Raw genomic sequence first — 19,262 nt, 5'->3', positions numbered from 1 at the left:
GTTCGCCAGCGTGAGTCGCTTGTGAGGTCTGGACTCCGCCGCCGTCCGGCCGTCCGAAGGGCGGCGAGCGGGGATATACCCGCTGTCGAGCGGGTGTCGGCGGGTTCCCCGGGGCGGCGCTCTTCCTGTGTAGGGTGAGTGATAAGTTCGCAGTGCGAAACGCTGATCCGGAGTGGTGCAGTCCGGTTGCCCGATCCTGGACCGGGGTCTGATGACCTTGACGGCGTCAGGAGCGCGGAGCTAATTTTCCAGCGAAACGACTTCTCGTATAGCGAAGCACTGGTGTCGATGAAGGGGAAACCATGCCGTCCGAGTCGCCCGGCAGCGGGCTGGCATCCGCCCGCAGTGACCGTGAGATCACCTCGGTCGCCAACGCGATGCGCCTCATAGAAGCGCTCGGGAGGCAGCCGACGGGCGGCGTCTCCGACCTGGCACGGGACCTCGCGCTGTCAAAGCCCGCCGTCGACCGGCTCCTCAGCACCCTGATGAGCTCCGGCTACGTGGAGCAGGACGAGCAGACCCGCCGCTACCACCTGACCATGAAGCTGGTGGCCATCGCCAACTCCGTGAAGGACCGCACAGGACTGATCGAGCTGGCCAGGCCCCGGCTGGCGGAGCTGGCCGAGGCGTTCCACGAGACGGTGAACCTCGGCACCCTCCACCAGGGCTCCATCGTGTACGCCGCCACCATCCCCTCCCAGCAGCTCTTCCGCATCGAGCCGGTGCCGGGCTCCGAGGTCCCCGCCTACGCCACCGCGCTCGGCAAGGCCGTCCTCGCGCACTCCCCGGAGGCCGAGCGCGACCGGTACCTGCGCGACGTCCGCCCCGTCCCCTTCACCCGCTTCACCGCGACCAGCGTGGCGGAGCTGCGGCAGCGCCTCGACCGCGCCAGGGCCGACGGCTACGCCCTCGACGACGGCGAACTCGTCGAGGAGGTGTGCTGCGCCGCGGCCCCCGTCATCGGCGGGGACGGCAACGCCGTGGCCGCCGTCTCCGTGACGACCATCCGCAGCACCTTCGCCAAGTCGGGCGACCAGATCGTCCAGGCCGTGATCGAGACCGCGCGCGCGATCAGCGAATCGATGGTGATGTTCTGATGGACGGCCACACACCGCACGGCGGTGCCGCACGAAGCCGCTCGGGCACCTGGTTCGGCGGCACCGACAAGACCGGCTTCTTCCACCGCTCGGGCATCAAGGCGATGGGCGTGCCCGACCGCATGTTCGACGGCAGGCCCGTCATCGGGATCTGCAACACCTGGTCCCAACTGGCGCCGTGCAACGCCCACTTGAGAGAACTCGCCGAGTACGTCAGCCGAGGCGTGTACGAGGCCGGGGGGCTGCCCCTGGAGTTCCCGGTGTCCTCGCTCGGCGAGACCCTGATGCGGCCGTCCACCATGATGTACCGCAACCTCGCGAGCATGGACGTCGAGGAGGCGCTGCGGGCCAACCCCCTCGACGGTGTTGTCCTCCTCGCCGGCTGCGACAAGACCACCCCCGCCCTGCTGATGGGCGCGGCCAGCGTCGACCTGCCCAGCATCATGCTCTCCGGCGGCCCGACCCTCACCGGGCGGCGCGAGGGCAGGCAACTCCCCTCGGGCACCGGCACGTACGAGATGTACGACCAGGTGCGCGCGGGGACGATGACGCCCGAGGACTTCGTGGGCGCCGAGGCGTGCATGTGGCGCTCCAACGGCAGTTGCAACACTATGGGCACCGCCTCCACGATGGCCTCCCTCGTCGAGGTCATGGGCATGGCGCTGCCCGGCAACGGCGCCATCCCCGCCGTCGACGCCCGCCGCCGCACCCTCGCCCACGACACCGGCTTCCGGGCGGTCGAACTCGTCCGCGAGAACCTGCTGATGTCGAAGGTCGTCACCCGGGAGGCGTTCGAGAACGCCATCCGCACCAACGCCGCCATCGGCGGCTCCACCAACGCCGTGGTCCACCTGCTCGCGCTCGCGGGCCGCGCCGAAGTCGACCTGACACTGGAGGACTTCGACCGGGTCGCCGCGGGAGTCCCGCTGCTCGTCGACCTGGTCCCCTCGGGCAGGTACCTGATGGAGGACTTCTTCGACGCCGGAGGCGTGCCCGTCGTCGCCGGCGAACTCGGCGACCTGCTGCACCGGGACGCCCTCACGGTCACAGGACGCACCCTCGGCGAGAACATCGAGGGGCTGAAGGGCTGGGGCTCACCCGTCATCCGCACCCTGGCGGACCCGTTGCAGGAGGACGCCGGCATCGCCGTCCTGCGGGGCAACCTGGCCCCGGGCGGCGCCCTCGTCAAACCGTCGGCGGCCACCCCCGAACTGCTCACCCACCGCGGACGGGCCGTGGTCTTCGAGGACATCGACGACCTGCGCGCTCGCATCGACGACCCCGCACTCGACGTCGAGGCCGACTCGGTGCTGGTCCTCAAGGGCGCGGGCCCCAAGGGCTATCCGGGCATGCCCGAGATGGGGAACCTGCCCATCCCCGCCAAGCTGCTGCGGGCCGGGGTCACCGACATGGTGCGCATCTCCGACGCCCGGATGAGCGGCACGGCGTTCGGCACGGTCGTCCTGCACGTCGTCCCCGAGTCGGCCGCGGGCGGCCCCCTCGCCCTCGTCGAGACCGGCGACGTCATCGAACTCGACGTACCGGGCCGCCGGTTGAACCTGGAGGTCGCCGACGCGGAACTCGACCGGCGCCGCGCGGCGCTCGGCACACCGCAGGCCCCGGCGACCGGCGGCTACCTACAGCTCTACCTGCACCACGTCACCCAGGCCGACACCGGCGCCGACCTGGACTTCCTGCGCGGCAAGCGCGGATCGGAGGTACCCCGTGCCGGTCACTGAACCACCGGTCGCCATCGTCACCGGAGCGGGCAGCGGCATCGGCCGCAGGACGTCGGCACTGCTGGCGGAGCGCGGCTTCCACGTCGTGTTCACCGGACGGGCCGAGGACCCGCTCGACGAGGCCGCGGCCGAGGCACGCTCGGGCGAGGCACGCGCGATGGACGTCACGGACGCGGACGAGGTGGACGCCGTCTTCGACGCGGTCCACGGCGAACGCGGCCGGGTGGACCTCCTCGTCAACTGCGCGGGGCTCTTCGGCGTGCAGCGGCCCATCCCCGACACCCCGCCCGACGAGTGGAAACTCATCCTCGACGTCAACCTCACCGGCACCTTCCTGGCCTCGCGCGCCGCCCTGCGCGTCATGGCGGCGGGGCGGCCACGCGGCGGACGCATAGTGAACCTCGGCTCCGTGTCCGCCCAGGTGCCGCGCCCGCACGCCGCCGCCTATACCGCGAGCAAGGCCGCCCTCACCGGCCTGACACGCTCCTTCGCCCTCGAAGGCCGCGACGTCGACGTCGCCGTCGGCCAGCTCGACATCGGCAACGCCTCCACCCCCATGAGCCGGGTGCACGAGACCGGCGCCCTCCAGCCCGACGGCTCGGTGAGACCGGAAGCCTCCATCGACGTCGCCCATGTCGCCGAGACCATCGCCTTCATCGCGGCGATGCCCCCCACCGTCAGCGTGCCCTTCATGACCCTCATGGCGACCCACATGCCGTTCATGGGCCGCGGCTGAGGCCGTCCCCCCGCCCTCCCCAGCGACGCACAAGGAGCCCTCATGACGACGAAAGTCGCGATCATCGGGTCGGGAAACATCGGAACCGACCTCCTCATCAAATGCCTGCGCGGCCACCCGGAGCTGGAACCCGCCGCCCTGGTGGGCATCGACCCCGCCTCCGACGGCCTCGCGCGCGCCCGCCGCCTCGGGGTCGCCGCCACCGACCGCGGAGTGGCGGGGCTGATCGGGATGGCGGACTTCGACGAGACGGACATCGTCTTCGACGCCACCTCGGCCAGGGCGCACCTCGCCAACGCCGAGGCCCTGGCACCGTACGGCAAACGCCTCATCGACCTGACCCCGGCCGCGATCGGCCCGTACGTGATACCGGTCGTCAACGCCGACGAGCATCTGAACGCCCCGAACATCAACATGGTGACGTGCGGCGGGCAGGCCACCATCCCCGTCGTGCACGCCGTGTCCAGGACGACCCCCGTGCTCTACGCGGAGATCGTGGCGTCCATCGCCTCGAAGTCGGCGGGCCCCGGCACCCGCGCCAACGTCGACGAGTTCACCGAGACCACCTCCAAGGCCATCGAGGTCGTCGGCGGCGCGGTGCGCGGCAAGGCCGTCATCGTCCTCAACCCCGCCGAGCCCCCGATGCTGATGCGCGACTCCGTGTTCTGCGTGATCGAGAACCTGGACGACGAACTGCGCGCCCGTATCACCGAGTCGGTGGAGTCGATGGTCGCCGAGGTCGCACGGTACGTGCCCGGCTACCGCCTCAAGCAGGACGTGCAGTTCACCGCGATCGAACCCGACGAACCCCTGCGCACCCTGGTCCCCGACGGGCCGGAGCGGCGCTGGAAGGTGTCCGTCTTCCTCGAAGTGGAGGGCGCCGCACACTACTTGCCCGCCTACGCGGGCAACCTCGACATCATGACGTCCGCGGCGCTCGAAGTCGCCGACCGGCTGGCCGCGGGCGCCGCGGCCCCCGCCCGCAGCGAGGTGGCCTGACATGACCAAGGTCTTCATCCAGGACGTCACACTCCGCGACGGCATGCACGCCATCAGGCACCGTATCGGCATGGACCGGCTCGTCGAGATCGCCGCCGCGCTCGACGCCGCGGGAGTCGACGGCATCGAGATAGCCCACGGCGACGGGCTCGCCGCCTCCACTTTGACGTACGGGCCCGCCAGCCACACCGACGACGAGTGGATCGCCGCCGTCGCCTCCGTGGTGAAGCGGGCCAGGCTGACCACCCTGCTGCTGCCCGGCATCGGCACCGTCCAGGACCTGGAGCGCGCCCACGAACTCGGCGTCAGGTCGGTACGGGTGGCCACCCACTGCACCGAGGCGGACGTGGCACCCCAGCACATCGAGCGGGCCCGCGCCATGGGGATGGACGTCTCCGGGTTCCTGATGATGTCGCACTACCTGACCCCGGCGGAACTGGCCGCGCAGGCCAAGCTCATGGAGAGCGCGGGCGCGCACTGCGTCTACGTCACCGACTCCGCGGGACGGCTGACCATGGACGGGGTGCGCGACCGGGTGCGGGCCTACCGGGAAGTGCTCGACCCCGGCACGGAGATCGGCATCCACGCGCACGAGAACCTGTCGCTGTCCGTCGCCAACTCGGTGGCGGCCGTCGAGGAGGGGGTGCTGCGGGTCGACGCCTCGCTGGCAGGCCACGGCGCGGGCGCGGGCAACACCCCCCTCGAAGCGTTCGTCGCGGTGGCCGACCTCCAGGACTGGGAGCACGGCTGCGACCTGTTCGCCCTCATGGACGCGGCGGACGACCTGGTGCGCCCCATCCAGGACCGGCCGATCCGGGTCGACCGCGAGACCCTGACCCTGGGCTACACGGGCGTCTACTCCAGCTTCCTGCGGCACACCGAGCGCGCGGCCCGCGACTACGGCGTCGACATGCGCGACCTCATCGTCGAGGTGGGCAAACGCAAGCTCATCGGCGGCCAGGAGGACATGATCGTCGACGTGGCGCTGACGATGCGGAAGGCCGCCGAGGCCGAGGAAAGGGAGCCGGCCCCGTGACAGGACAGGAAGGACCGGCGTCGCACGCCTACGAGGTGCTCGCCGTGCGGTACGGCACCTGGCACACGGACAAGAGGAAGGCGTACCACTCCTTCGAGGTGTACGGGGAGGAGAACGAGCCCCTGCGCATCGACTACTTCTTCTGGGTCCTGCGCAACGCCCTGCGCACGGTCGTCGTCGACACCGGGTTCCGCCCCGAGGTGGCCGAGCGCCGCGGCCGGGAGCTGCTGACCCCGGTGCCCGAGGCGCTGCGGCGCGCCGGTGTGGACCCGGACGCGGTCGGCCACGTGGTGCTGACGCACTTCCACTACGACCACATCGGCAATGTGGACCTCTTCCCGCGCGCCCAACTCGTCGCGGGCGGCCGCGAGTACCGGTTCTGGACGGGGGAGACGGCCCGCCAGCCCCTCTTCAGCACCGCGGTCGAGGCCGCCGAGGTCGACGCGGTCCGCAGGGCGGAGGCCGAGCACCGGCTCACCCTGGTGCCCGAGCGGGACCCCGGCATCCCCGGCGTCGTGTTCCACGAGGTGCCGGGACACACCCCGGGGCAGCTCGTGGTCGAGGTCGGGACGGCGGGCCGTCCCGTCCTCCTCGCGTCCGACGCCTCCCACCTCTACGAGGAGTTCGAGAAGGAGCGTCCGTTCCATATCGCCTCAAGCCTCCCCGACATGTACGAGGGGCTGCGGTGGCTGCGCGGGCGCGGCCGGGACGCGGTGGTGGTCCCAGGACACGACGCACGGGTGCTCGAACGCTTCCCGGTGGACGCGGCCGGGACCGTGGTGCGCATCGCCTGAGCGCCCGGCCGGGGGCCGCCGACGGGACGGCGCCGCCCGGCCCCGGCCGGACGCCGTGGCGCTACTCGAAGAACTTCAGGCTCCACCCGGTGTCGGTGTTCGGACCCGGCACGTTCGCCCGGCTGTAGGTGGTGTCGCCCCACCAGCAGAACGTGCCCGTGTACCAGTGGCGGTTCTCCCACGAGTACGGCGTCCCCTTCGCGACCGCGTGGTACATGAACGGGAACGTGGGCCCGGCCGGCGGACTTGTCGCGATGTCGCCGTCGAGCAGCACGAAGGTGTGGTGGCCGGGACCGTCGGCATAGAGCGTGGCGTCCCAACCGGGCATCATCGTGGCCTGGTTGGAGCCGAACAGGCAGCCGTTGGACTTGTACCAGTCCCATACGTAGGTGGGGTCGCCGCCCGCGCGCAGCCGCAGGTCCCCCAGGCAGTACTGCTCGCTCCAGCTCCCGTTGGCGGAGTAGACGATGTGCAGTTGCCCGTTCGGGTCCATGATGGCCTCGGGACCCTCGTTGATGTACGGGTCGCCCACCACGCGCTCCCAGCTCTCCCGCGGCTGAGAGATGACGTAGCGCGCCCCCGTGGGTGTGGTGGGGCTGCTCATCCGGGCGATGTAGAGGTTCTGCTCCACGTTGGTGTCCCCGGCCCAGCCCGACCAGACGAACCAGCGCTGCCCGTTGAACGTGAACATCGTCCCGTCGATCGCCCACTTGTCGTCGGGCAGCGCGAGCCGGGTCTCCGCGCCGTACCCGCTGTCCGGGCTCGCGGAGCTGATCACGTACATCCGGTGGGCGGCGCCGGTGCCCGACGAGAAGTAGATGTAGTAGCGGCCGCCGTCCGTCACGATCTCGGGGGCCCACACCTCGCCGCGCCCCGCCGTGTCCGACCACACCTGCCGCGCCGTCGCCGTGGCGAGCCCGTCCGGCGACGACGCCTGCCGCACGACGATCCCGCCGCCCGTCGACTGCACCCCCACATAGGTGCCGCCGACCCGCAGGACGCTCGGGTCCGCCGCGCGCAGCGGTGTCTCGCCGGCCTGCGCGGGCCCGGTCGACAGCACGGAGAACACGGCGGCGAGCAGCGCCGCCGCCGCGAGCGCCAGGCCGCGGGCTCGTCTTCGCAGGATTCCCATCGTCATCCTTTCCTCCCTGCGTTGTGCATCGTTGCAAACGACCTTCTTCAGCTTCCGGTTCGGTCCTGGACATGTCAATACGGCGGTGCGGGGCTCCCGTTGGCGCCCCCCGCGGGGCGGACCTTCGGGGTGCCGCGGCGCCCGGCCCGCGCGGGGCGGGCGCCGCGGTGCGGTGTGGCGGACGGCCGCGCTATACGGCGCCGTGGGCGTAGTAGGGGCGGCAGACGTCGCCGTCCCAGTCGGTGGCGATCTCGAACAGCGAGGTGCCGTCGGTGGAGGGCAGCAGGGCCGAGCTGTAGTTGGGGCAGAAGTCCAGCTCCGTCGAGTCCACCGCGACCGGGGCGTTCACCGCGCGCCAGGCCCCCGTGCCCCCGGCGTCGTTGACCCACACCGTGCGCCCGGAGCCCGCGGCGCGTGAGCCGTCGGCGTTCGCCAGCTCCTGCCCGACGAGGAACAGCCGCCCCTCGGGCGATCCGGCCAGCGGCGACCAGGCCAGCGTGGGGGTGTGCCGGAAGTACTGGCCGTCGGCGGTCTCCGGGCGGATGCCGAGGTAGGCGGGGTCGCCCCAGTCCCAGCCGTCCGGCGACGTGCGGTAGTGCACCACGCAGGAGTACTGGCCGCCCGGTGTGCAGATCTCGTACGTCATGACGTACGTGCCGCTCGGCAGCCTGCGGACCACCGCCATCCCGGGGCGGTCCGTGCCGAGGCCGCTGGCGACGGTGTCGTGGTGGCCGCTCCACTGGACGCCGTCGGCGGACCTGGCGGCCACCAGCTTCTGGCTGTGCACCCCGTCCGTCTCGTCGGAGTAGTGCGCGACGAGCTGCCCGTCGGCGGCCACCGACAGCTCGGGCTCCCACAGGCCGAGGTCGTTGGCGGCCGTGGCCACCGTGGAGAGGTACTGCCAGGTGCGGCCCACGTCGTTGCTCCTGAAGACCTCGACCGCCATCCGGCGGGGCGAGCTGTCCTGCCCGATGGACGCGGACCACAGCAGGGTGCCCTCCGGCAGGTCGCCGACCTGCTGGGGGAGTTCGAACAGGGTCGAGCAGCACAGGCCCCTGCCGGCGGCGGCGTCGGGCGCCCGCACCTGCCCGACCTCGGTGAAGGTGGCGCCGTCGTCGGTGGACTCCTGGATGGTCCCGACCCCGTCACCTGCGTCGAAGGTCACCACGGAGGTCAGGATGCGGCCGTCGGCGGCGCCGTTGTGCTCCAGGCGTACGGCGCGCGGGTACAGGCCCTCGTCGCGCAGCGGCGTGCCGGTGGCGGCCCGCGCGCTCCCCGCGCCCAGCGTCACGGCCCCGAAGGCCAGCAGGGCGAGGGCGGCGAGCAGCGCGCCCAAAGAGCGCAGGGGCGAGGGTGCGGACGGTCTCGGATGCATGGCGGCTCCCTACTCATGGGGGGTGGGTGCCGCCTGTCGCGGCACCGGCTATCCGGAGCTGTGCAGAGGCGTTCGCATTGCTGGAGCAGACCGCAGGGTTATGAGCGATTCTGTCGCTTGATGTTTGTTCACATCGTTGTACACGGACCAAAGTCAACGGAAGAGGCGTGCGGCGGATATTTCCGGCGGCGCCGCGGCGCGCGGGCGCGGCCACGGGCCGGGGTCACGCGCCCGTCGCCCCGTGCGCCACAATGAGTGCACGAGGCGACGGGGACCAGGAAGCCGGTGCGAATCCGGCGCGGTCCCGCCACTGTGACCGGGGAGCGACCCTCCCGCACGCCACCGACCGCTGCCCGCGGCCGGGAAGGCGGAGGCGAGCGAAGAGCCGGGAGCCAGGAGACTGACCCGTCGCCGGTCCAACAGCAGGGGCGAGGACACCCCGGAGAGGATCGACGTGACGACGCATGCCCGAAAGGGGACACCGCGCCGCCCGGAGCCCGGCAGACGCGGCGTACTTGCCGCGGGGGGAGCCCTGGCGCTCTCCGCGTCGGGACTGCTCGCCGGCTGCGGCGGCGACACCCGCGACGGAGGAGACGGCGACCGGTTCAGGGCCGCCTTCACCTCCGGCGGCTCCCAGGAGACCCTGGACCCGCACGTCGCACCGAACTTCGTCGACCAGGCACGCGCCAAGGCCCTCTACGACACCCTCGCCACCTACGCCGACGACATGTCCGTCCGCCCCCGGCTCGCCCTCTCCTGGGAGAGCGACGCCTCGGGCACCCGGTGGCGCATACGCCTGCGCGAGGCGCACTTCCACGACGGCAGCCCCGTCACCGCAAAGGACGTCCTCTACAGCTACCGCCGCGCCGCCGACCCGGAGACCGGATCGCCCTCACAGGTCCTGCTCTCCGCCATCGACTACGAGGCCAGCAGGGCCGACGGCGCCCGGTCCCTGGTGCTGCGGCTGAAGGCGCCCAACTTCGAGTTCCCCACCGTCTTCGCGGGCCCCGGCACCGAGATCGTCCCGGACGGGACCACGGACTTCAGGAAACCGGTCGGCTCCGGCCCCTTCACCTACGTGTCGTTCACCCCGGGCGGCACCGCCCGCTACCGGCGCTGGGCCGACCACTGGGACGGCGCCCCGCACATCGCCGAGCTGGAGATCGTCCCCGCCGACGAGGAGTCCGCCCGCCTCGACGCCCTGCTCTCCGGGCAGGTCCACTACGCCGCCGACATGGCCGGAGCCTCCGTGGAGCGGCTGAAGGGCAACCGGGCCACCCGGCTGCTCACCAGCAGGCGCGCCACCGCCCAGCAGCTCCTGCTGCGCACCGGCCGCACCCCCTTCGACGACCACCGCCTCGTGCGCGCCGTGCAGTGCGGCATCGACCGTGCCGCACTGGTGAGGATCGCGCTCGCCGGCCACGGCGAGACCGGCGACGACCTCTTCGGAAGGGGCCTGCGCGGCTACCCCGAGGGCCTGCCACCGCGCGAGCGCGACGTCGACGAGGCACGCAGGCTGGTGCGCGAGGCGGGCGCCGAGGGGCTGCACTTCACCGTGGAGACCAGCTCCGTCGACGCCGCCTGGGAGCCCGCGGCCGACCTGATGGCCCGTCAACTGCGGGACGTGGGGCTGCGGATGACCGTCAACACCCGCGCCTCCAGCACCTACTTCAGCGAGATCAGGACCCAGGGCGTCGCCGCCTTCAACACCACCTCCACCCTGCCCGTCTCCGACTTCCTCCAGCAGCGCGTCCGTGGCGGCGCCGCCCGCAACCAGACCCAGTACGCCTCCAAGGAGTTCGACACCCTGCTCGACCGGGCCCGTACCGCACGCGACGAGAAGGACCGCCTCGCCCTGCTCGGCCGCGCCCAGAAGCTCGCACGCGACGAGTCGGGCCTGCTGGTGTGGGCCTTCTCCGACGCCACCGACGCCGTCGCGAGCGGTGTGACGGGGCTGCGCGCGGCACCCCCGAACTCACACGCCTGGGCCCGCTTCGACCGCGCCCGCCTCTCCTGACGTGCGCCGCTACGTCCTGCGGCGCTGCCTGCTCGCCCTCGTCCAGTGCCTGGTCGTGCTCGTCGCGGTGTTCGCCGTCGGCTCACTGCTGCCCGGCGACACCGCCGACGTGCTCCGCGGCGAACTGGGCACACCGCAGCAGGTCAGCGCGCTGCGCACCCGGCTGGGCCTCGACCGGCCCGCATGGCCCCGCTTCTGGCACTGGCTCGGGCACCTGCTCACCGGCGACCCCGGCACCTCCCTCACCACCGGGCTGCCCGTCGCCGACGACATCGGCCGCCGCGTCGGCGTGACCCTGCTCCTCGGCGCCCCCGCGCTGCTGCTCGTCACCGTGCTCGCCCCGCTGCTCGGCACCGCCGCGGGCCTGCGCGAGGGCAGCCGCGCCGACCGGCTGCTGACCACGGCGGCCGTGGTGCTGCACGCCGTACCGGAGTTCGTCCTCGGACTGCTGCTCGTCGCCTCCGTGTCACTGGCCGCCGGGCTGCTCCCCGCCACCGCCGTCGGCATGGACACCGCCGCGCTGCTCGCCCGCCCGTCCGTGCTCGTACTGCCCGTCACCGTGCTGACGGCCCGTCATATGTGCGATCTGGCACGGCAGATACGCGCCGGGGTGGCGGCGGAGCGGCACGGTCCCGTCGCCGCGCACCTCGAACTCCTCGGCATGCGGCGGCGGACGGTGGTACTGCGCCATGTGCTGCCGAACGCCCTCGGACCGGCGGCGCAGCAGTACGCGCGGTGTGTGGAGGGGCTGCTCGGCGGCGCCGTCCTGGTGGAGGCGGTGTTCGGGTTCCGCGGCCTCGGCGACGGCTTCGTCACCGCCGTGCAGAACCGGGACCTGCCCGAAGTGCAGGCGTACGCGCTGCTGTTCACCGGCACCGCGATCGCCGTGAACCTCGCGGGCGACCTCGTCGCGCACCGCCTGGCACCCCGCAGGGAGCCGGCCGCGTGACCCCGCGACGTACCGCCACGCCCGCCAGCACCGCCGCCACCGCACGGCGGTGGCGCCCCTGGGCCGCCCTGGTGCTGCTCGGCGTGCCGCTGCTCACCGCCCTGGCCGGGCCGTGGACGGCGGGGGACGACGGGCCGGGGGAGGGCGCGCTGCCCTCAAGGCCGCCCGGGGGCGGCCACCCGCTCGGCACGGACGTGCTGGGGCGCGACGTGCTCGCGCTCGTGCTGCACGGCGGCGCCTCCGTGGTCGGCAGCGCCCTGGCCGCGCTCGCGGTCGGCCTCGCCGCCGGGGTTCCGCTGGGGCTGCTCGCCGCGGGCGCGCGGCACGGTGTCGACGAGGCCGTCATGCGCACCCTCGACCTCTTCCTCGCCTTCCCCGGCCTGCTGGTCCTGATGACCCTGGCCGCCACGGGACACCGCGACCGGCTGTGGCTGGTCGCGGTCGCCGGTGTGCTCCAGGTCCCCGCCGTCGCCCGCCTGGTGCGCGCCGCCGCGCTCGCGCCCGGCTCCCGTACCGTCGTCGAGGCCCTGCGGATGCAGGGACACGGCTGGGCGTACGTCCATCTGCGGCACCTGGCGCGGGAGTTGGCGGCGCCGCTGGCCACCGACGCGGGCGGGCGGCTGCCCGTCGTGCTGTACCTGCTCGCGTCCGCCAACTTCCTCGGCCTCGGGCTGCCCGCCTCCTCGCCCGACTGGGCGGTGCTCATCGAACGCAACCGTGACGCCCTGTTCACCCAGCCCGCCGTGGTGCTGGTGCCCGCCGGGCTGCTGACCTCCCTCTGCGTCGGCGGCAACCTGCTCGTCGACCGGGCGCTCGCCCGACGCCGGACGGCGCCGTGACCGGGCCAGGCGTCCCGGCGCTGCGTCTGACGGGGCTCCGCGCACACGCCGAGGGGGCCGCGCGGCCCCTGCTCGACGGGGTCGGGCTCACCGCGCCGCCCGGCACCGTGACGGCCGTCGTCGGCCCCTCGGGAAGCGGCAAGACGACCCTGGGCCTGGCCGCGCTCGGCGCCGCCGCCCGGGGCGTACGGCTGAGCGGACAGGTGCTCCTCGACGGCACCGACCTGCTGCGGGCCGCCCCCGCCGAGCGGGCCGCGCTGCGCCGCGGCCGGGCCGCACATCTGCCCCAGCACCCGGAGACCGTGCTCGACCCCGTCCGCAGGATCGGCGGCGCGCTCGCGGAACTCGCGGCCCTCGGAGGGGCGGCGCGCACCGCGCGGCACGCCGCCGCGGCGCGTGCGCTGCCCCTGGCGGGCCTCGACCCGGACACCGTGCGCCGCCGCTTCCCCCACCAGCTCTCCGGCGGCCAGCAGCAGCGCCTCGCGCTGGCGTCTGCGCTGGTGACGGGGGCGCGCCTGCTGGTGCTGGACGAGCCGACGAGCGGCCTCGACCCGGCGCTCGCCCACGCCCTCGGCCGCACCGTGCGGGCCCTCGCGGACGGCGGCGCGAGCGTACTGCTGCTCAGCCACGACCTGCCCCTGGTCCGCGCCACCGCCGACCGTGTCACCGTGCTCGAACACGGCAGGGCCGTGGACCACGGGCCCACCGGGCACCTGCTAGGCCCAGGACCGCCCCGCAAGGACACCGCGGCGGACCGCCACCGCGCGACCCGGGAACTGCTGGCCGCGGAACACCGGGCCCCGACGCGCACCGGCCTCGTCAGTGGCCCCGCCACCGGTCCCGTACCCGGCACCGGCGACCCCGCCCCGCACACCGCCGCCCCCGACGCGTCGGGAACCGGGGTGGCGGCCCGGGGCATCGTCGTGCGCCGACGCGCGGGTGACCCGCTCCCGGTGCCGGTGTCGGCCGCCTTCCCGCCCGGCAGCAGGACCGCCCTGCTCGGCCCCTCAGGCTCGGGCAAGACGACGTTCGCGCGCGTGCTGGCCGGGCTCACCACCCCGACCGGGGGCGGGACACACCTCGACGGCCGACCGCTGCCGCACCGCGTCGGCCGCCGCACCCCCGCCCAGCGCCGCGCCGTCCAGTACGTGCACCAGAGCAGCGCGGGGACCTTCGAACGCCATCGCCCCCTGCTCGACCAACTCGCTGACACCGCAAGACTGTTGCGCGGCCTGTCCCCAGACGCCTCGGCCGCGGGGGCGATCGCGGCGGCCGCCGCCCTCGGGCTCGACGAGGAGCTGCTGCACCGCACCGCCGGCACACTCTCCGGCGGCCAGCTCCAGCGCTGCGCCCTGGTACGGGCGCTCACCGCGCACCCGGCGCTCCTGGTGTGCGACGAGGTGACGTCGGCCCTCGACACCGTCTCCAGGGCCCGGATGCTCGACGCCCTGCCGCGGCTGCTCGCACCCGGGCGCACGGCCCTGCTGTTCATCAGCCACGACCTGCCGGCGGTCCGCGCCCTCACCGAGGAGGCCCTGTTCCTCGAAGGCGGCCGCCCGGTGCGCCGCGGTCCGCTCGACGACGTCCTGCCCACCGCCTGGCGCCCGGCCCCCGAGTGAGCGCCACCGCATGCGCTATGCTCGTACACGAGTACTCGTAAACGAGTATTGCGGCGGGCGGAGACGGTGCCCGGCGCGCGGCGACGGAGGGGAGAAGGCGGGTTATGGCCAAACGGCGCAAGGTGGGCAACCTGCTCGCCCTGGCGGTGCTCTCCACCGTCGTCCAACGGCCCATGCACCCCTACGAGATGGCCTCCCTGCTGCGGTCGCGCGGCAAGGAGGACGACATGGAGATCAAGTGGGGCTCCCTCTACACCGTGGTGCGCAACCTGGTGAAGCACGGCTTCCTCCAAGTCGCCGACACCGCGCGGGAGGGCGCGCGCCCCGAGCGGACCGTCTACCGGATCACCGACGCGGGGCGCGCGGAACTGGTCGACTGGGTGCGCGAACTCGTCTCCACCCCGCAGCCCGAGCACCCGAAGTTCAAGGCGGGCCTCTCGGTGCTCGCGATCCTGTCGCCCGAGGAGACCGCGGCCCTGCTGCGGCACCGCCTCGAAGCGCTGGAGCGCGCCACGGTCGCGCTGCGCACCTCACTGGCGCGCGACGCGGCCGACGTCCCGCGGCTGTTCCTCATCGAGGACGAGTACGAACTCGCCGTCCGCGACGCCGAGTCGGCATGGCTGCGCACGCTGCTCGGCGAACTCGCCGACGGCACCTTCCCCGACCTGGCGCTGTGGCGGCAGTGGCACGCCACCGGCGAGATGCCGGGCGAGCTGGCCGATCTCGCGGAGCGCGGAAGCACGGACTGAGAAGGCCCCGGCGGGGTGTTGCCGCACCGCCGCCGGGGCCGTGACCTCGAACCGACACCCATGACGGGCGAATCCGGCCACGAGATGGCGAGCACAAGGATAGCCGGGCTCCCCGCACGGAACGGTTCACCGCACCCCGCACCGGGTGCGACAGCCGGCACCGGACCCCTCCGGTGCCACGTTCCCAGGGAGAACCATGACAGCAGTACGCACCGCACTGGTCATCGGCGGCGGGATAGCGGGCCCGGTCACCGCCCTCGCGCTGCACCGGGCCGGCATCGAGGCGACCGTGTACGAGTCCTACCCGGGCACCGCGGACGGCATCGGGGGCAGCCTCGCGCTCGCGCCCAACGGGCAGGCCGCCCTCGACGTGGTCGGCGCCCGCGAGGCCGTGGTGGCCGACACCCTGCCGATCCCGCGCACGGTGATGTCGTTCGGCGCCAGGAACGTCGAACTCCCGCAGCTCGCCGGGCTGCCGCCGATGCGCCTGCTGCACCGCGCGGACGTGCACCGCGCGCTGCACGACATCGCGGTGGCGCGGGGTATCCGCGTCGAGCACGGCAAGCGGCTCGTCGGCGCCGACGAGGGCCCCGACACCGTCACCGCCCGCTTCGCCGACGGCACCACCGCCACCGCCGACGTCCTCATCGGCGCCGACGGCATCCACTCCACGGTCCGCACCATGATCGACCCGGCCGCCCCGGGCCCCGACTACACCGGCCTGCTCGGCTTCGAGGCCGTCGTGGACCGGCCGGTGCCCGGCGACACCGGCGTCATGCACTTCGCCTTCGGCAGGCGCGCCTACTACCTGTACTGGCGGCGCCCCGACGGCCGTACCCACTGGGGCGCCAACCTGCCGCGCCCCCGGCCGATGACGCTCACCGAGGCGCGCGCGGTGCCGCCCGGGGAGTGGCTGCGCGAACTGCGCGCGACCTACGGGGACGACGACCCCGCGGGCGACCTGGTCCGCCACATCGACCCGGACGGGCTCGCGACCACCGGCGCCCTGTACATCATGCCGCCGGTGCCGCACTGGCACCGCGGCCGCATGGCCCTGGTGGGCGACGCCGTCCACGCGCCCTCCAACAGCTCGGGGCAGGGCGCCTCGCTGGCCGTCGAGAGCGCCGTCGAACTCGCCAGGGCGCTGCGCGACCACCCGACCCCCGAGGCCGCCTTCACCGCCTACGAGCGGCGCCGCCGCGCCCGTACGGAGGAGATCGCGGCGCGCGCCGGGAGGATCAACCAGGTCAAGGCGCCCGGGCCCCTCACCAGCGCCGTGCTGCCCCTGCTGATGCGGCTGCTGATGCGGACGGCGATGCGGCCGGAGAAGGCGTTCGGACCCACCCAGCGCCACCTCATCGACTGGGACGCCCCGGCCTGACCCCGCCCGCGCCCCGCCCCGTCACCCGCCGATACCGCCCGCACACCCGCCGGCCGGTATCGGCGGGTATGCACGCCCCATTCCAGGGAACGCGTAGCCGGTGCCCGTCGCCCGCCGGGGCGCGCGGCACACACCGCAGACGACGGATGGGACGGCCATGAGCAACGGTTTCTCGGGTCCTGAAGGGTACGGTCCTGACCCGTTCGGGGATTTCCTCTCGCGCTTCTTCGGGGGCGGCCCCCAGCGGGGGCCGCAGCCCATCGACCTCGGGCGGCTCATGAGCGAGCCCGCGCGCCAGCTCGTGGCGCAGGCCGCCAGCTACGCCGCCGAGCACGGCAGCACCGACCTCGACACGGAGCACCTGCTGCGGGCCGCCCTCGCCGCCGAGCCCACGCGCGATTTGCTGGAGCGCTCGGGCGCCGACCCGGACCGCATCGCCGAGGACATCGACCAGCGCGCGGGCCCCGCGGGCCCCGGGCCCGGCGGCCCCCAGACGTCCCTGGCGGTGACACCTGCCGTCAAGCGCGCCCTGCTGGACGCCAGGGAACTCGCCAGGGCGGGCGGCGCGGGCTACATCGGCCCCGAGCACGTACTGGCCGCGCTCGCCGCCAACCCCGACTCGGCGGCCGGGCACATCCTCGGCTCCGCGCACTTCGCCCCCGGCCAGGCACCGCCGCAGGGCGCAGGAGCCGCGGGCGGCATGCAGGGCGCGGGGCCCGAGCAGCGGACCGCCCGGGGCGCGGGCGGCTCGGCCACCCCCACCCTCGACCGCTACGGGCGCGACCTCACGGCGCTGGCCGCACAGGGCCGTATCGACCCCGTCATCGGCAGGGACGGCGAGATCGAGCAGACCATCGAGATCCTCTCCCGCCGCGGCAAGAACAACCCCGTCCTCATCGGCGAGGCCGGGGTCGGCAAGACCGCGATCGTCGAGGGCCTCGCCCAGCGCATCGCCGACGACGACGTGCCCGACATCCTCACCGGGCGCCGCGTCGTCGCCCTCGACCTCACCGGCGTCGTCGCGGGCACCCGCTACCGCGGCGACTTCGAGGAGCGTCTGAACAGCATCGTCGCGGAGATCCGCGACCACTCCGACCGGCTCGTCGTCTTCATCGACGAACTCCACACCGTCGTCGGCGCGGGAGGCGGCGGCGAGGGCGGCTCCATGGACGCGGGCAACATCCTCAAGCCCGCGCTCGCCCGCGGCGAACTCCACGTCATCGGCGCCACCACCCTCGACGAGTACCGCCGCTCCATCGAGAAGGACGCCGCGCTCGCCCGCCGCTTCCAGCCGGTGCTCGTCCCCGAGCCCACCACCGCGGACGCCGTGCAGATCCTGCGCGGCCTCCGGGACGCCTACGAGGCACACCACCAGGTCAGGTACACCGACGACGCGCTGCTCGGCGCCGTCGAACTGTCCGACCGCTACCTCACCGACCGCTACCTGCCCGACAAGGCCATCGACCTGATGGACCAGGCCGGGGCCCGGGTGCGGCTGCGCACCCGCACCAAGGGCACCGACGTGCGCGCCCTGGAGCGCGAGGTGGAGCGGCTGACCCGGGACAAGGACCAGGCCGTCGCCGCCGAGCAGTACGAGCGGGCGGGCGAGCTGCGCGACCTCGTCGCCGAGCTGACCGGGCGGATCGACGAGGAGTCCGGGGAGTCGGGCGACGCGGCGGGCGGCGAGAGCCATGTCGTCAAGGTGACGGCGGAGGACATCGCCGACATCGTGTCGCGGCAGACCGGCATCCCCGTCAGCACCCTCACCGAGGAGGAGAAGGACCGCCTCCTCGGCCTTGAGGCCCATCTGCACGAGCGGGTCGTCGGCCAGGACGAGGCGGTCGGCGTGGTCGCCGACGCGGTGCTGCGCTCCCGCGCGGGACTGTCCAGCCCCGAGCGCCCGACCGGCAGCTTCCTCTTCCTCGGCCCCACAGGCGTCGGCAAGACGGAGCTGGCCAGGGCGCTCGCGCAGGCGCTGTTCGGCAGCGACGACCGGATGGTGCGCCTCGACATGAGCGAGTACCAGGAGCGGCACACCGTCAGCCGCCTGGTCGGCTCGCCGCCCGGCTATGTGGGCCACGAGGAGGCGGGCCAGCTCACCGAGTCGGTGCGCCGCCACCCGTACTCGCTGCTGCTCTTCGACGAGATCGAGAAGGCGCACCCCGACGTGTTCAACACGCTGCTCCAGGTGCTCGACGACGGGCGGCTGACCGACGCCCAGGGCCGCACCGTGGACTTCTCGAACACCGTCGTGGTGATGACGAGCAACCTGGGCTCCGAGCGGGTCTCCGGCGGGCCACCGCCCGGCTTCGGCGCGGGCGGCGGCGAGGCCGACGAACAGGACCGCCGCGAGCGGGTGCTGCGCCCGCTGCGCGAGCACTTCAGGCCCGAGTTCCTGAACCGTATCGACGAGATCGTCGTCTTCCGGCCGCTCACCGCCGACCAGCTCAGGCGCATCACCGACCTGCTCCTGGAGGAGACCCGCAGGCGGCTGCACGCCCAGGACATCGCGGTCGAGTTCAGCCCCGAGGCCGTCGACTGGCTGGCGCGCCGCGGCCACGAGCCGGAGTACGGCGCCCGCCCGCTGCGCCGCACCATCCAGCGCGAGGTGGACACCCCCGTGTCCCGGATGCTCCTCGACGGCACCGTCCCGCGCGGCAGCCGGCTCCGCGTCGCCGTGTCGGGCGACACCCTCACCTTCGACACACGGCGGCCGGACCCCGAGGACTGAGCGGCCCGCCGGGCACGGGGCCGTGCGGGAGCCACGGAGGCGGCTGGACCCCCGCCGTATTGCCTGACT

The 19,262-nt window shown here is 73.5% G+C and carries 15 protein-coding genes and 1 riboswitch; of the genes, 13 read left to right on the top strand and 2 right to left on the bottom strand.

Annotated features, from left to right (window positions below):
- Positions 1 to 302 precede the first annotated feature (302 nt).
- From ACIBIW_RS21900 to ACIBIW_RS21875, 6 genes are read left to right on the top strand one after another with little or no spacing between them, the layout of a single operon-like run.
- Positions 303 to 1,097, top strand: a complete 795-nt coding sequence (locus ACIBIW_RS21900) for an IclR family transcriptional regulator (protein ID WP_399338619.1) — start codon at positions 303 to 305, stop codon at positions 1,095 to 1,097.
- The gene (locus ACIBIW_RS21895) at positions 1,097 to 2,836 is read left to right on the top strand and encodes an IlvD/Edd family dehydratase (RefSeq protein WP_399338618.1); all 1,740 of its coding nucleotides are present in this window, start codon (positions 1,097 to 1,099) and stop codon (positions 2,834 to 2,836) included. Before ACIBIW_RS21900 ends, ACIBIW_RS21895 begins: the two co-directional genes overlap by 1 nt.
- Positions 2,823 to 3,572 carry an SDR family oxidoreductase gene (locus ACIBIW_RS21890; RefSeq protein ID WP_399338616.1) on the top strand — a complete coding sequence of 250 codons (750 nt, stop codon included), beginning with the start codon at positions 2,823 to 2,825 and terminating at the stop codon, positions 3,570 to 3,572. The genes ACIBIW_RS21895 and ACIBIW_RS21890 overlap by 14 nt, the downstream gene beginning before the upstream one ends.
- Positions 3,573 to 3,614: 42 nt before the next feature.
- Positions 3,615 to 4,571 (top strand): acetaldehyde dehydrogenase (acetylating), encoded by a 957-nt coding sequence (locus ACIBIW_RS21885; protein ID WP_399338614.1) that lies wholly within the window; start codon positions 3,615 to 3,617, stop codon positions 4,569 to 4,571.
- A gap of 1 nt (position 4,572) precedes the next feature.
- Positions 4,573 to 5,607: a 4-hydroxy-2-oxovalerate aldolase gene (gene dmpG / locus ACIBIW_RS21880; protein ID WP_399338612.1), complete on the top strand. Its 1,035-nt coding sequence runs from the start codon at positions 4,573 to 4,575 to the stop codon at positions 5,605 to 5,607.
- A complete protein-coding gene (locus ACIBIW_RS21875) occupies positions 5,604 to 6,401 on the top strand; it encodes an N-acyl homoserine lactonase family protein (RefSeq protein ID WP_399338610.1) in 798 nt (265 codons plus the stop codon). The genes dmpG and ACIBIW_RS21875 overlap by 4 nt, the downstream gene beginning before the upstream one ends.
- A gap of 61 nt (positions 6,402 to 6,462) precedes the next feature.
- Here the strand turns inward: ACIBIW_RS21875 and ACIBIW_RS21870 are convergent, their stop codons facing one another.
- Entirely contained in the window at positions 6,463 to 7,533 is a 1,071-nt protein-coding gene (locus tag ACIBIW_RS21870; RefSeq protein ID WP_399338880.1) for a glycoside hydrolase family 43 protein, read from the bottom strand.
- A 190-nt stretch (positions 7,534 to 7,723) separates the two neighbouring features.
- Positions 7,724 to 8,908: an exo-alpha-sialidase gene (locus ACIBIW_RS21865; protein WP_399338609.1), complete on the bottom strand. Its 1,185-nt coding sequence runs from the start codon at positions 8,906 to 8,908 to the stop codon at positions 7,724 to 7,726.
- Between the two features lie 273 nt (positions 8,909 to 9,181).
- Positions 9,182 to 9,311: riboswitch (cobalamin riboswitch) on the top strand.
- Positions 9,312 to 9,362: 51 nt separating this feature from the next.
- On the opposite strand from ACIBIW_RS21865, the gene ACIBIW_RS21860 reads away from it, so the two are divergent.
- From ACIBIW_RS21860 to ACIBIW_RS21830, 7 genes are all read left to right on the top strand, one after another.
- Positions 9,363 to 10,925, top strand: coding sequence for an ABC transporter substrate-binding protein (locus tag ACIBIW_RS21860; RefSeq protein ID WP_399338608.1), 1,563 nt, complete (start codon positions 9,363 to 9,365; stop codon positions 10,923 to 10,925).
- A gap of 1 nt (position 10,926) precedes the next feature.
- Positions 10,927 to 11,874 carry an ABC transporter permease gene (locus ACIBIW_RS21855; RefSeq protein ID WP_399338606.1) on the top strand — a complete coding sequence of 316 codons (948 nt, stop codon included), beginning with the start codon at positions 10,927 to 10,929 and terminating at the stop codon, positions 11,872 to 11,874.
- The gene (locus ACIBIW_RS21850; RefSeq protein WP_399338605.1) at positions 11,871 to 12,713 is read left to right on the top strand and encodes an ABC transporter permease; all 843 of its coding nucleotides are present in this window, start codon (positions 11,871 to 11,873) and stop codon (positions 12,711 to 12,713) included. The genes ACIBIW_RS21855 and ACIBIW_RS21850 overlap by 4 nt, the downstream gene beginning before the upstream one ends.
- Positions 12,710 to 14,332, top strand: coding sequence for an ABC transporter ATP-binding protein (locus tag ACIBIW_RS21845; protein ID WP_399338604.1), 1,623 nt, complete (start codon positions 12,710 to 12,712; stop codon positions 14,330 to 14,332). The genes ACIBIW_RS21850 and ACIBIW_RS21845 overlap by 4 nt, the downstream gene beginning before the upstream one ends.
- A 104-nt stretch (positions 14,333 to 14,436) precedes the next feature.
- On the top strand, positions 14,437 to 15,081 hold the full coding sequence (locus tag ACIBIW_RS21840; RefSeq protein ID WP_399338603.1) for a PadR family transcriptional regulator: 645 nt from the start codon (positions 14,437 to 14,439) through the stop codon (positions 15,079 to 15,081).
- Positions 15,082 to 15,277: 196 nt separating this feature from the next.
- Positions 15,278 to 16,462 (top strand): FAD-dependent oxidoreductase, encoded by a 1,185-nt coding sequence (locus ACIBIW_RS21835; RefSeq protein WP_399338602.1) that lies wholly within the window; start codon positions 15,278 to 15,280, stop codon positions 16,460 to 16,462.
- Between the two features lie 157 nt (positions 16,463 to 16,619).
- On the top strand, positions 16,620 to 19,193 hold the full coding sequence (locus tag ACIBIW_RS21830; protein WP_399338601.1) for an ATP-dependent Clp protease ATP-binding subunit: 2,574 nt from the start codon (positions 16,620 to 16,622) through the stop codon (positions 19,191 to 19,193).
- The last annotated feature ends 69 nt before the right edge of the window (positions 19,194 to 19,262 follow it).

The sequence above is a fragment of the Streptomyces sp. NPDC050560 genome (assembly GCF_044457285.1).
GTDB lineage: Bacteria > Actinomycetota > Actinomycetes > Streptomycetales > Streptomycetaceae > Streptomyces.
The sequence above is the reverse complement of the archived record's forward strand: the minus strand, read 5'-3'. Positions and strand labels throughout refer to the sequence as shown.

Excerpts from the sequence above, each read along its gene's own strand:
- ACIBIW_RS21830 (WP_399338601.1), top strand. The coding sequence starts at position 16,620 with ATGAGCAACGGTTTCTCGGGTCCTGAAGGGTACGGTCCTGACCCGTTC.
- ACIBIW_RS21900 (WP_399338619.1), top strand. The coding sequence starts at position 303 with ATGCCGTCCGAGTCGCCCGGCAGCGGGCTGGCATCCGCCCGCAGTGAC.
- ACIBIW_RS21895 (WP_399338618.1), top strand. The coding sequence starts at position 1,097 with ATGGACGGCCACACACCGCACGGCGGTGCCGCACGAAGCCGCTCGGGC.
- ACIBIW_RS21865 (WP_399338609.1), bottom strand. The coding sequence starts at position 8,908 with ATGCATCCGAGACCGTCCGCACCCTCGCCCCTGCGCTCTTTGGGCGCG.
- ACIBIW_RS21885 (WP_399338614.1), top strand. The coding sequence starts at position 3,615 with ATGACGACGAAAGTCGCGATCATCGGGTCGGGAAACATCGGAACCGAC.
- dmpG (WP_399338612.1), top strand. The coding sequence starts at position 4,573 with ATGACCAAGGTCTTCATCCAGGACGTCACACTCCGCGACGGCATGCAC.
- ACIBIW_RS21840 (WP_399338603.1), top strand. The coding sequence starts at position 14,437 with ATGGCCAAACGGCGCAAGGTGGGCAACCTGCTCGCCCTGGCGGTGCTC.
- ACIBIW_RS21835 (WP_399338602.1), top strand. The coding sequence starts at position 15,278 with ATGACAGCAGTACGCACCGCACTGGTCATCGGCGGCGGGATAGCGGGC.
- ACIBIW_RS21870 (WP_399338880.1), bottom strand. The coding sequence starts at position 7,533 with ATGGGAATCCTGCGAAGACGAGCCCGCGGCCTGGCGCTCGCGGCGGCG.